Annotated in this window: 12 protein-coding genes and 1 other annotated feature; all 12 genes read left to right on the top strand. The window is 37.1% G+C overall.

Features of this window, described 5'->3' with window-relative positions:
* Positions 1–46 precede the first annotated feature (46 nt).
* On the top strand, positions 47–1,123 hold the full coding sequence (locus tag AZF08_RS03560) for an AI-2E family transporter (protein ID WP_082245977.1): 1,077 nt from the start codon (positions 47–49) through the stop codon (positions 1,121–1,123).
* Between the two features lie 82 nt (positions 1,124–1,205).
* Positions 1,206–1,473: a binding site (T-box leader), on the top strand.
* 54 nt (positions 1,474–1,527) lie between these two features.
* Positions 1,528–4,170, top strand: coding sequence for an alanine--tRNA ligase (gene alaS, locus AZF08_RS03555; RefSeq protein ID WP_033672682.1), 2,643 nt, complete (start codon positions 1,528–1,530; stop codon positions 4,168–4,170).
* 78 nt (positions 4,171–4,248) lie between these two features.
* Positions 4,249–4,515, top strand: coding sequence for an IreB family regulatory phosphoprotein (locus AZF08_RS03550; protein ID WP_033672681.1), 267 nt, complete (start codon positions 4,249–4,251; stop codon positions 4,513–4,515).
* A 3-nt stretch (positions 4,516–4,518) separates the two neighbouring features.
* Positions 4,519–4,932: a Holliday junction resolvase RuvX gene (ruvX, locus tag AZF08_RS03545; RefSeq protein ID WP_033672680.1), complete on the top strand. Its 414-nt coding sequence runs from the start codon at positions 4,519–4,521 to the stop codon at positions 4,930–4,932.
* A gap of 12 nt (positions 4,933–4,944) precedes the next feature.
* The gene (locus tag AZF08_RS03540; protein WP_033672679.1) at positions 4,945–5,229 is read left to right on the top strand and encodes a DUF1292 domain-containing protein; all 285 of its coding nucleotides are present in this window, start codon (positions 4,945–4,947) and stop codon (positions 5,227–5,229) included.
* A 223-nt stretch (positions 5,230–5,452) separates the two neighbouring features.
* The gene (gene mltG / locus AZF08_RS03535) at positions 5,453–6,523 is read left to right on the top strand and encodes an endolytic transglycosylase MltG (protein ID WP_033672678.1); all 1,071 of its coding nucleotides are present in this window, start codon (positions 5,453–5,455) and stop codon (positions 6,521–6,523) included.
* A gap of 215 nt (positions 6,524–6,738) precedes the next feature.
* On the top strand, positions 6,739–7,380 hold the full coding sequence (locus AZF08_RS03530; protein ID WP_033672677.1) for an O-methyltransferase: 642 nt from the start codon (positions 6,739–6,741) through the stop codon (positions 7,378–7,380).
* Between the two features lie 7 nt (positions 7,381–7,387).
* A complete protein-coding gene (locus AZF08_RS03525) occupies positions 7,388–8,317 on the top strand; it encodes a peptidase U32 family protein (protein WP_033672676.1) in 930 nt (309 codons plus the stop codon).
* A gap of 18 nt (positions 8,318–8,335) precedes the next feature.
* Positions 8,336–9,616 carry a peptidase U32 family protein gene (locus tag AZF08_RS03520; protein ID WP_033672675.1) on the top strand — a complete coding sequence of 427 codons (1,281 nt, stop codon included), beginning with the start codon at positions 8,336–8,338 and terminating at the stop codon, positions 9,614–9,616.
* A gap of 17 nt (positions 9,617–9,633) precedes the next feature.
* Positions 9,634–10,272, top strand: a complete 639-nt coding sequence (udk, locus tag AZF08_RS03515; protein ID WP_033672674.1) for a uridine kinase — start codon at positions 9,634–9,636, stop codon at positions 10,270–10,272.
* A gap of 281 nt (positions 10,273–10,553) precedes the next feature.
* Positions 10,554–11,030, top strand: coding sequence for a transcription elongation factor GreA (gene greA, locus AZF08_RS03510; protein ID WP_033672673.1), 477 nt, complete (start codon positions 10,554–10,556; stop codon positions 11,028–11,030).
* Positions 11,031–11,139: 109 nt separating this feature from the next.
* Positions 11,140–12,891 carry a peptidoglycan D,D-transpeptidase FtsI family protein gene (locus AZF08_RS03505; RefSeq protein WP_033672672.1) on the top strand — a complete coding sequence of 584 codons (1,752 nt, stop codon included), beginning with the start codon at positions 11,140–11,142 and terminating at the stop codon, positions 12,889–12,891.
* The last annotated feature ends 76 nt before the right edge of the window (positions 12,892–12,967 follow it).

The following is a 12,967-nucleotide window of genomic DNA, read 5'->3' as shown; positions in this document are numbered from 1 at the left end:
TTTAAAGTTTTACACATAACCTGCTCTATTTCTTTTCAAAATAAGGATGGAGGAGGTTTTTCGTGTGAAGAATCTTAAAATCATTTGGATCTATCGATTAGGTTTATTGTTATTAGTCTTTCTTTGCTTGCTTGTCTTTTTAAAGATAAAACCACTATGGGCACCAATTATATTCGTATTTAAAGTAGCGATTACACCATTTTTTATTGCGTGTTTTATTGCCTATTTATTGCATCCCTTAATTGAAAAATTACATGAAAAAGGAATGCCGCGAACACTTGCTATTTTGCTTATTTATATTCTCTTTTTTGGTGGTCTCGGCTATGGGATTTATAAAGGAACACCGATTGTGATTGCACAGTTACAAGAAATTAATGAGCAGTTTCCACAGTTTATGAAAATGTATGATTCTTGGATGGATGGAGTAACAGAACAGACTGCGAATTTCCCGGACTTTATTCATGAGAAAGTAAAACAAATCTTTGTCGGTATTGAAACGAAGATACAAGCGCTTTTAAATAAAGTGATGAGTACAGCGCGTGGTGTACTGGATTCATTGCTGATTATTTTCTTAATTCCGTTCATTGTATTTTACATATTAAAAGACTATGGGGAGTTTTATCATGTTTTTTGGAAACTTGTTCCGAGTAAATGGCGTAGTACAGGACAAGTTTTAGCAAAGGAAATTGACAAGTCGCTTGGAAGTTATATTCGAGGACAATTATTTGTTTGTTTAGTATTAGGAGGAGTATCTGCTCTTTCTTTTTGGTTTATCGGTATGAAGTATCCGCTTTTACTTGGGATTATTGTAGGGGTTACAGACATTATCCCGTACTTTGGCCCTATTTTAGGTGCAATCCCAACTTTGATGATTGCAGCGACGATATCCACGAATCTTTTTATCAAAGCAGGTATCGCACTTGCGATTTTACAATTTGTTGAAAGTAACATTCTATCACCGTATATTGTGGGGAAATCATTACGTATGCACCCAGTTATTATTATGCTCGCTCTTCTTATTGGAGGGGAAATTGGTGGGATTATAGGTCTTTTAATAGCCGTCCCTATTTTAGCAGTGGTACGTACAGTGATTGTTCATATAAAGCCGCTTTGGAAACATTGACAAATGGAAACGGATTCGCTACAATTTTGGCATATAGGATAAACTTATATAAGTTTATATATCAAAACGTATCATGTATGATTTTAAATTGATGACGGAACGAGTATGTTACAGTCCATTTTTAGAGAGAAACTTCCATCGGCTGAAAGAAGTTTTAAATGAAGGGTAACAGAACGCTAATCCTGAGAGCAGCTAATCACTGCCGTCTTGCCACGTTACGGCACCATGAGGTGATGAAATAAATGCATATTGTTATGATATGCAATCTAGCTTCAGCGTCTAAAAGCAAGACGCTTCTGCTTTTTATTTCATAATTAGGGTGGTATCGCGAGTTAACTCTCGTCCCTTTTATAGGGACGGGAGTTTTTTGTTTTTTATGGAATTTCTTAAAGGAGGAAATATAGATGAAACAATTAACAGGCGCACAAATTCGTCAAATGTTTTTAGACTTTTTTGAGGAAAAAGGGCATGCAATTGAACCAAGTGCATCATTAGTTCCGCACGAGGATCCATCTCTTTTATGGATCAACAGTGGTGTAGCGACATTAAAGAAATATTTTGATGGTCGTGTAATCCCGCAAAACCCACGTATTACAAACGCACAAAAATCAATTCGTACAAATGATATTGAAAACGTTGGGAAAACAGCTCGTCACCATACATTCTTTGAAATGTTAGGAAACTTCTCAATTGGCGACTACTTTAAAGAAGAAGCAATTACATGGGCTTGGGAGTTTTTAACAAGCGACAAATGGATTGGATTCGAAAAAGAATTACTATCTGTTACGATCCATCCAGAGGATGAAGAAGCATTTACAATTTGGAATGAAAAAATGGGCGTTCCAAAAGAGCGCATCATTCGTTTAGAAGAAAACTTCTGGGATATTGGAGAAGGACCAAGTGGACCAAATACAGAAATTTTCTATGACCGCGGTGAAGCTTACGGTAACGATTTTAGTGACCCAGAATTATATCCAGGCGGAGAAAACGAGCGTTACTTAGAAGTATGGAACCTTGTATTCTCTCAATTTAATCATAATCCGGATGGCTCATATACGCCACTTCCTAAGAAAAACATCGATACAGGTATGGGTCTAGAGCGTATGACATCTATCGTTCAAGATGTACCTACAAACTTTGATACAGACCTATTTATGCCAATGATTGGTGCAACAGAATCAATTTCTGGCGAGAAGTATCGTGATGGTGATGCAGAAAAAGATATGGCATTTAAAGTAATCGCTGACCATATTCGTACAGTAACATTTGCTGTTGGTGATGGAGCGCTTCCTTCTAATGAAGGCCGTGGCTATGTATTACGTCGTTTATTACGCCGCGCTGTACGTTATGCGAAGAAATTAAACATCAATCGTCCATTTATGTATGAATTAGTACCGGTTGTTGGAGAAGTAATGAAAGACTTCTATCCAGAAGTTCTTGAAAAGAAAGACTTCATTGCACGCGTTGTGAAAAATGAAGAAGAGCGTTTCCATGAAACACTGCATGACGGAGAAGCGATTTTAGCAGAAGTGATTGCAAAAGCGAAAGAAGAAAAAACAACTGTTATTTCTGGAGCAGATGCATTCCGTTTATATGACACATACGGATTCCCAATTGAGTTAACAGAAGAATATGCAGAAGAAGCTGGTATGACAGTTGATCATGCAGGTTTTGAAGCAGAGATGGAAAAACAACGTGAGCGTGCACGTGCTGCTCGTCAAGATGTTGATTCTATGCAAGTTCAAGGTGGCGTACTCGGAGAAGTTAAAGTAGCAAGTGAATTCGTTGGTTACGGTACAGTTGCTACAGAAAGTAATGTTGTTGCACTTGTAAAGAACGGCGAATATACAGATAGCTTGCAAGTAGGTGAAGAAGGACAATTAATGCTTGATGTAACACCATTCTATGCTGAGAGCGGTGGACAAATTGCAGACCGTGGTTATCTTCTTGCTGACGGTGTAAAAGTTCTTGTAAAAGACGTACAAAAAGCACCAAATGGTCAAAACTTACACAAAGTGGTTGTAGAAGAAGGAACATTAACGAAAGAGGCTGCAGTTAAAGCTGTTATTGATACGAAAAACCGTAGCAGTGTTGTGAAAAACCATACGGCGACGCATATTTTGCACCAAGCATTAAAAGATGTACTTGGAACGCATGTTAACCAAGCTGGTTCCCTTGTAACATCAGAACGTTTACGCTTTGACTTCTCTCACTTCGGTCAAGTACAAGCTGACGAATTAGAAAAAATTGAGCGTATTGTAAACGAGAAAATTTGGGAAAGTATTGATGTTGCCATTTCTCAAAAATCAATTGAAGAAGCAAAAGAAATGGGTGCAATGGCATTATTCGGTGAAAAATACGGAGATGTTGTACGCGTTGTTCAAGTTGGCGATTACAGCTTAGAACTTTGTGGTGGTTGCCATGTTGATAACACAGCATCTATCGGTATTTTCAAAATTGTTGCTGAGTCAGGTATCGGAGCAGGAACGCGCCGTATTGAGGCAGTAACAGGTAAATCTGCATACGAACTAATGAACGATCAAGTAGGGTTGTTAAAAGAAGCTGCAGGAAAAATGAAAACAAATCCGAAAGATATTTTAACAAGAGTAGATGGCCTATTTGCAGAAGTGAAACAACTTCAAAAAGAGAACGAATCTCTTGCTGCTAAATTGAGCAATATTGAAGCAGGAAACTTAACAGATTCAGTACGTACAGTTGATGGAGTGAATGTATTAGCAACAAAAGTAAATGTTGCAGATATGAATAACTTACGTACAATGATGGACGACCTTAAAAATAAATTAGAGTCTGCGGTTGTTGTATTAGTAGCTGTAAACGATGATAAAGTAAATATCTTAGCAGGTGTAACGAAAGATTTAATTAGCCAAGGTTACCATGCAGGTAAACTTGTGAAAGAAGTTGCTTCTCGCTGTGGTGGAGGCGGTGGAGGCCGTCCTGACATGGCTCAAGCAGGCGGTAAAAATCCAGCACAAGTGGATGAAGCGTTAGCAGTTGTAGAAGAGTACGTTAAATCTGTTTCAAAATAATAAGAGAGTAGTGTACAATAGTAGGGGGAGGAGAGATTCTTCTCCCTATACTTACTACTTATAAGTGAGGTGCTTAAAATGGACGGTTTTGATAAAACAATGAAGTTTAACTTTCAAGATGAAAAACAGAGTGTCCATGTAAATGATGTACTTTTAACTGTGTATGATGCACTTCAAGAAAAAGGGTATAATCCGATTAACCAAATTGTCGGTTATTTATTAAGTGGAGATCCAGCATACATACCTCGTCATAAAGATGCACGAAACATTATTCGCAAGTTAGAGCGTGATGAACTAATTGAAGAGCTTGTGAAGTCTTACTTGAAACATCATCGTGAGGAGTAGTTTATGCGGATATTAGGTTTAGATGTTGGTACAAAAACAGTAGGTGTTGCGATCAGTGATGAAATGGGCTGGACAGCACAAGGCTTAGAAACGATTAAAATCAATGAAGAACGAGGAAATTTCGGTTTTGATCGTATTTCTGAGTTAGTAAAACAGTACAATGTGGACAAGATAGTAGTAGGATTGCCAAAAAACATGAATGGTACAATTGGACCACGTGGTGAAGCTTGCCAACAATTTGCACAAAGCCTACGGGAGCTGTTACAATTGGAAGTTGTACTGTGGGATGAGCGTCTGTCAACAATGGCAGCCGAACGTCTGCTCATTTCGGCTGATGTAAGCCGAAAAAAACGAAAGCAAGTCATTGATAAGATGGCAGCAGTCGTGATTTTACAAGGATATTTAGATAGCAAATAAGAGGTGACCAGAATGGAAGAAAATCAAATTACAATTGTAGACGAAAAAGGAAACGAACATTTATGTGAAATTATTTTCACTTTTGATGCTGAAAAATTTGGCAAGAAATCTTATGTAGTCTTCTCTCCAATCGGTGAGGTTGACGAAGATGGCGAGCAAATTTATGACGCAATGGCTTTTGAGCAAAATGAAGAAGAGTCAGGTGGAACATTACTTCCGATCGAATCTGAAGAAGAGTGGGAAATGGTGCAAGAAATGTTTAACACGCTTGCTGAAGAAGAAGAAGGTCAAGAGTAATTCATTTAAAAGATGGGCTGTGCATACAGTCCATCTTTTTTTTATTCATGTGCAAAATGACAGATTTTTTGTCGAAACTACATAATTGTTTATAGTATAATAAGACGGATTGCAGAAAAAATAAAATGCCTGTCTAGAAACGATAGGTGTATTTGTCGCGATTTTGTAGGATGCTGTATAGAGTAGATACATATGGTCTACAATTGAATAAGGAGGAAGAACTTTGTTAGAAAATCAAGCGAAGAAGAAGTATAGACGTGGGCTTTTAATTGTTATTATTGCACTAATTGTAGTTTGCGGTTCAGTCTATGCATATATTTCATCCGCGTTACAACCAGTGGATAGTGGAAATAAAAAAGAAATTGAAGTAGAAATTCCAAAAGGGTCATCAACAAGTAAAATTGGAGAGGTTTTGGAAGAAAAAGGTGCTATTAAAAATGGTACAGTATTTAGCTTTTATGCCAAAGCAAAATCTAAAAACTTGCAAGCTGGTACATATTTATTAAATTCATCGATGAGTGTGGATGATGTAATGGAACAAATGTCATCAGGTAATGTACATCGTCCAGTTGCATATAAATTGACGATTAAAGAAGGCGCACAAGTTGTTGAAATCGCCGATATGATTGCGAAGGAACTGAAATGGAAAAAGGAAGATGTTGTTCGCCAATTAAACGATAAGGCATTTGTTCAAAAGATGCAGCAAAAATATCCCGTATTATTAACGAATAAAATTTTTGATGGCAATATTAAATATCCGTTAGAAGGCTATTTATATCCAGCAACATATTCTTTCTATAAAAAAGATACAGCTTTAGAAGAAATTGTGACGGTGATGCTTGAGAAAACAAATGCCCTAATTGTTCAAAATGAAGCGAAAATGAAAGAAAAACAGTTAGACGTTCATCAGCTATTAACACTATCTTCTTTAATTGAAGAAGAGGCGACTGGGTTTACGGATCGTCAAAAGGTTTCTAGCGTCTTTTATAATCGGTTAGCGAAAGGAATGCCATTACAAACAGATCCGACAGTATTATATGCGCTTGGAAAACATAAACAACGTGTCTTATATGAAGATTTAAAAGTGAATTCGCCTTATAATACGTATTTTGTAAAAGGGTTGCCAGTTGGACCAATTGCGAACTCTGGGAAACATTCTGTACAAGCAGCGTTAGAACCTGCTCAAACAGATTATTACTATTTCTTAGCAGCACCAAGTGGTGAAGTGTATTATGCTAAAACACTAGAAGAACATAATACTTTAAAACAAAAATATATTACGCAAAAGAAATGAAAATAGGAGGGAGAGCGAAAAGGGTCGCATATCCCTCTTTTTTATGGTAAAATATATCGGGTTAAAAACTGGCAGAAGAATCGTTTTTAATATCAAAACGGGACGTACAAGCTAAGGGTAAAGCTGGCTTGTATTTTTATTGCATTCTATGTGTGAAAAGACAAAGACTGACACGTCATAGAGGCACTTCTCCATGTAAATAAGGAGGACCATTTATGGAGGATGCAGTTAACGAGTACCTATTATCATTTATTGATCCGAAAGATAAACTTATTCTTGAAATGGAACAGTACGCAAGTGAAAATCATGTGCCAATTATGGATCGTCTTGGGATGGAATTTATGTTGCAATTCTTACGGTTAATTGGACCAACAAGTATATTAGAACTTGGAACAGCGATTGGTTATTCTAGTATTCGTATGATGCAAGCAATTCCAAATTCGCGTATTGTGACAGTAGAACGCAATAGCGATCGATATGAAAAAGCACTTGAATATATAGAGCGTTCTTCTGTGAAAGAACGCATTTCAGTTATTTATGGAGATGCATTAGAAACGGGCGAACAAGTGAAGGAACATGGAACATTCGACGTTATTTTTATTGATGCAGCAAAAGGACAATACCGTCGTTTCTTTGACTTATATGAGCCATTATTAAATCCTGGTGGTGTCATTATTTCAGATAATGTTATGTACCATGGACTTGTAACGACAAAAGAGAAAATCGAAAATAGACGTACACGTGGTTTGATTCGTCGTATTAAGACGTACAATGAATGGCTTATGAACCATGAAGGATATGACACAACCATTTTCCCAATTGGTGATGGAGTAGCCGTGAGTAAAAAGAGAGGGTGACAAGGGTATGAAAAAACCTGAATTGTTAGTAACGCCAAGAGTGGTGGCGGATATTGAACCTCTTGCAAAAGCAGGGGCAAGTGCAGTAATGATCGGTGAACAAAAGTTTGGTTTACGTTTAGCAGGGGAGTTTTCACGTGATGATGTGAAACAGGCAGTAAGCATTGCACATGAAAATGGTATGAAAGTATACGTAGCAATGAACGCTATGTTCCATAACGACAAAGTAGAAGAATTAAAAGACTACGTTTCATTTTTACAAGAAGTAAATGTAGACGCAGTTGTTTTTGGAGACCCAGCGGTATTAATGACTGTACGTGAAGTAGCGCCAAACATGCAAATGCATTGGAATACAGAAACGACAGCAACGAACTGGTTCACATGTAACTATTGGGGCCGAAAAGGTGCAAAGCGTGCTGTACTTGCACGTGAATTAAGCTTAGATGAAATTGTTGAATTAAAAGAAAACGCTGAAGTAGAGCTAGAAGTACAAATTCACGGTATGACATGCATGTTCCAATCAAAACGTTCATTAGTAGGAAACTACTTTGAGTATCAAGATCGTAATCTGGAAATTGAAAAGAAAAAGCACGAAGAGAATATGTTTTTACATGATCCAGAACGTAATAACAAATATCCAATTTATGAGGATGAAAATGGGACTCATATTATGAGTCCAAATGATATTTGCTTCATTGATGAGTTAGATGAACTTATTGATGCTGAAATTGATAGCTTGAAGATTGACGGGGTATTAAAAAGCTCTGAATACATTACCCAAGTGACAAAGAAATATCGTAAAGCTATTGATTTATGTGTAGAAGATCGCGATGCGTATTATGACGTGAAAGACGATTTATATAAAGAGATAGAACAAATTCAACCAGTAAATCGTCCGTTAGATACAGGATTCTTCTTTAAAGAAACGGTTTACTAAACGAGGAGGGTGTAGGAAATGACTGTACAAGAAATTTCACGAGTAGTCGATGGAAAACGCGTTATTGTGAAAAAACCTGAACTGTTAATCCCTGCAGGTAATTTAGAAAAATTAAAAGTAGCTATCCATTATGGTGCAGATGCTGTATATTTAGGTGGACAAGAATTTGGCCTTCGTTCAAATGCAGGTAACTTTACGCTGGAAGAAATGGCAGAAGGCGTTGAATTTGCAAAGAAATATGGTGCGAAAATATATGTAACAACAAATATCTTTGCGCATAATGAAAATATGGATGGACTTGAAGAATATTTACGAGGGATTGAAAAAGCTGGTGTAACAGGTATTATCGTTGCAGATCCGCTTATTATTGAGACGTGTAAACGTGTAGCACCTTCTGTTGAAGTACATTTAAGTACACAGCAATCACTATCCAACTGGAAAGCAGCACAGTATTGGAAAGAAGAAGGCTTACATCGTCTTGTATTAGCGCGTGAAGTCGGCTATGAAGAAATGAAGGAAATTAAAGAAAATGTTGATGTTGAAATTGAAGCCTTCGTCCATGGTGCAATGTGCATTGCATATTCCGGAAGATGTACATTAAGTAACCATATGACAGCACGTGACTCAAACCGCGGTGGTTGTTGTCAATCTTGTCGCTGGGATTATGATCTAGTACAAACAGTATCACAACATAAAGAAGCAGAAGAACTTCCTTTATTCCAAGAAGGCGATGAACATTTTGCGATGAGTCCAAAAGACTTAAATCTGATTCTGTCAATTCCAAAAATGATTGAAATTGGAATTGACAGCTTAAAAGTAGAAGGTCGTATGAAATCTATTCATTATGTAGCGACGGTAGCAACTGTATATCGCAAAGTAATTGATACGTATTGTGCGGATCCTGATAACTTTGAGTTTAAACAAGAATGGTTAGATGAGCTTGATAAATGTGCAAATCGTGATACAGCTCCAGCATTCTTTGAAGGAGTTCCTGGGCATCAAGAACAAATGTATGGAAATCATAGTAAGAAAACAACGTATGATTTTGCTGGTTTAGTGTTAGATTATAACGAAGAAACAGGTATTGTGACGATTCAGCAGCGCAATTACTTCAAACCAGGTCATGAAGTTGAGTTCTTTGGACCAGAAATAGAAAACTTTACACAAACGGTGGAGAAAATTTGGGATGAGGATGGAAACGAATTAGATGCAGCGAGACATCCGTTGCAAATCGTGAAATTCAAAGTGGATCAACCAGTGTATGTGAACAACATGATGCGAAAAAGCATACTTCAATAAGAAAGAGTGGTAGTTGAATGGGGACGAACAAGCCTGTTGTAATTGGAATTGCTGGTGGTTCAGGATCTGGTAAGACAAGTGTAACAAAAGCAATCTTTGATCATTTTCAAGGTCATTCGATTTTAATTTTGGAACAAGATTATTATTATAAAAATCAAAGCCATTTACCGATGGAAGAGCGTTTAAAAACAAATTATGATCATCCATTAGCATTTGATAATGATTTGTTAATTGAGCACTTGCATCAGTTGCTTGATTATGCACCGATTGAGAAGCCTGTGTATGACTATACATTGCATACTCGGTCAGAAGAAATCATTCCCGTTGAACCGAAAGATGTAATTATTCTAGAAGGAATTCTAATTTTAGAAGACCCACGTCTTTGCGAATTAATGGACATTAAGCTGTTTGTTGATACAGATGCAGACTTGCGTATTTTACGTCGCATGCAACGCGATATTAAAGAACGTGGTCGTACAATGGACTCTGTTATCGAACAATATGTAAATGTTGTGCGTCCAATGCATAATCAATTTATCGAGCCTTCTAAGAAATTTGCGGATATTATTATCCCAGAAGGTGGACAAAATCATGTTGCAATTGATATTATGGTTACAAAAATAGCAACAATTCTTGAACAAAAAGTAAATTTGTAATAGCATAGTAAAAGATATACGATAGGAAGGGATTTTTTTCCTTCTTATCGAATACAATGAATCATGCAACCTCACCTAATGCTAGGTGGGGGCATATTTATATGAGATTTCCATACATATCTTCTTTATATTAAGGAAGAATTGGAAAAATACGGGGTTGTATGTGACAACTCCACTGGTGTTATTGCGCTAGAAACCTCCGCTATATAATAAGGCGGAGGAGTTTTCATATTGAACTCCTCTTTTTTTCGGGGGATTGGTATATAAAAGGAGTGGAAAACATGGCAACAGAAAAAACATACCCTATGACACTTGAGGGAAAACAAAAGTTAGAGAATGAAGTTGAACAATTAAAAACAGTACGACGTAAGGAAGTTGTAGAGCGTATTAAAATCGCGCGTAGTTTCGGGGATCTTTCTGAGAACTCTGAGTACGATGCAGCAAAAGATGAGCAAGCGTTTGTAGAAGGACGTATTACACAATTAGAAAATATGATTCGTAACGCAGTCATCATTGAAGATAATGGCGAAGAATCTACAGTTGTAACATTAGGTAAAACGGTAACGTTTAAAGAATTACCAGATGGAGATGAAGAAGCTTACACAATCGTTGGTAGTGCAGAAGCTGATCCGTTTGAAGGAAGAATCTCTAACGATTCTCCAATCGCAAAGAGCTTACTTGGTAAGCAAATTGGTGAAAAAGTAGCAATCCAAACACCAGGCGGAGAAATGCAAGTTGAGATTGTTTCTGTAAAATAATGAAAAAGGTCACTCATATTGATATGAGTGACCTTTTTTTATAAAGTGAAAGTATGATTTGTATAAAAGGAATGAAACCTCGTCTAAACTGAAAGACGAGGTGTTTTTTATGAAAATGAAGCGGAGAATTATGATCACCTTACTATGTTTTATGTGCATCATGTTCGTACTACTTGGTAGACTGATACAAATACAACTTATAGCTACGGAGTCATTTACGGATAAGCATATAAATTTAATTGAAAAAAGTGTTATCCAACGGACGCAAGCGATCACAGTGGATGATGGTAGGGGCCATTTTGTTGATCGAAATGGAATAGAACTCGGCGAAGAAAGCTATCCAGTATTAATTATTTTTCCATTTTTACAAATAAAAAATGACATGTTAGAGAAAATTGCGCATATCATTGGTGTGCCAGGGCAAGACATGAGTAGACAAATGAAAGATAGACGTAAACCATTTATATTTCAAAGAGGTGATCGACCATTTAAATTGACAAAAGAGCAGATGGAGAGAGTGAACGGTGCTGATATGTTAGGTATGGTGGCAACAGAGGTGAGGATGAAGCAATTATCAGAAGCTGAACATTTAATTGGCGTAGTAGGAGAGAATGAGAAAGAATTTAAAAAGAGGTATGAGAAAATAAAGAAATTGCCTAGTCAAACACCCATCGGTATTTCTGGTTTACAGCAATCATTTGATGAGTTTGTAATGACAGATGGAGAAACAAAAGTGCTGTATCAAGTAGATAGGCAGGGAGAACCGATTTTTGGGAAGCGTGCAAAATACACTTCTCCCGGAAACCCTTTTTATCCTGTGACAATTCAAACAACGATAGAAAAATCGTTGCAACAAAAAGCAGAGGAACTCGTCCAAAAACATGGACTGAAAAAGGGCGGATTAGTATTACTTGATGTGAAGACGAATGAAATTGTAGCAATGGTGAGTAAACCGTCCTTACAGATGAATGATAAAATGGCATATAAGCAAAGTATGGAGAATCAAATGCTAACACCGCATTTTCCTGGGTCTGTCTTTAAAACAGTTGTAGCAGCTGCAGCGATTGATAACAATTTGACATCTGGTCGCACATTTAATTGTGATACCGACCCATATGGTGAGAACACGCCGCAAGTTATGATGGGGAAATTAAATTTTACAGAGAGTTTTGTAAGAAGCTGTAACCGGGCATTTGCGGTCCTTGGTAACGAATTAATACAAAAGGATAAACAGGTGATGGAAACGTATTTGGAGGCATTAGGAGCGAGTGAAACAGTTGGTTGGAAAGGCACTGTGTTTCATACATCCGAATTTAAACAGTTACCAGAAGAAAAGAAAGCAATAGTTTGGAACGGGGAACAAAATAAAGGTAGCCATAAGGCAGTTGCACAAACAGCAATTGGGCAAAAGGATGTAAAAGTATCGCCTTTAGCTGTAGCAAATATGATGGCTACAATTGCTAGGAATGGAGAGAAGCGAGAAGTAAAAGCTGTGAATGAAGTAAGGTATAGAAATGGAACGGAATTCTTCCGATTTGAGGAGCATAAGTTGGAAGGAAGACAACTTTCTTATGGAACGGTGAAGAAGGTACAGGAATTATTAAGAAATGTTGTAACGATGGAGAAAGGAACGGGCGCTGCTTTTCGATCATTGCCATTATCTATTGCTGGAAAATCAGGGACAGCACAAACTGGAAAAGGAGAGAAGGTAAATCGTTGGTTCGCCGGCTATTTTCCCTATGAACAACCAAGATATGCTTTAGTTGTAGTTGATATAGAAACAAATAGTAATCAAAATAAAGTAACACCAATTTTTAAAGAATTGGTAGAAGACATTGCAGGGTGGGAAAGCAGGAAGTAATCTTGCAATTGGTTATTAAATATTGTCATTTCGTTAAAATATCATTGTAATTGTTCAACCTTTTTAGATTTAATGT

It is taken from the genome of Bacillus gaemokensis, from assembly GCF_001590835.1.
Classification (GTDB): Bacteria; Bacillota; Bacilli; order Bacillales; family Bacillaceae_G; genus Bacillus_A; species Bacillus_A gaemokensis.
The sequence above is the reverse complement of the archived record's forward strand: the minus strand, read 5'-3'. Positions and strand labels throughout refer to the sequence as shown.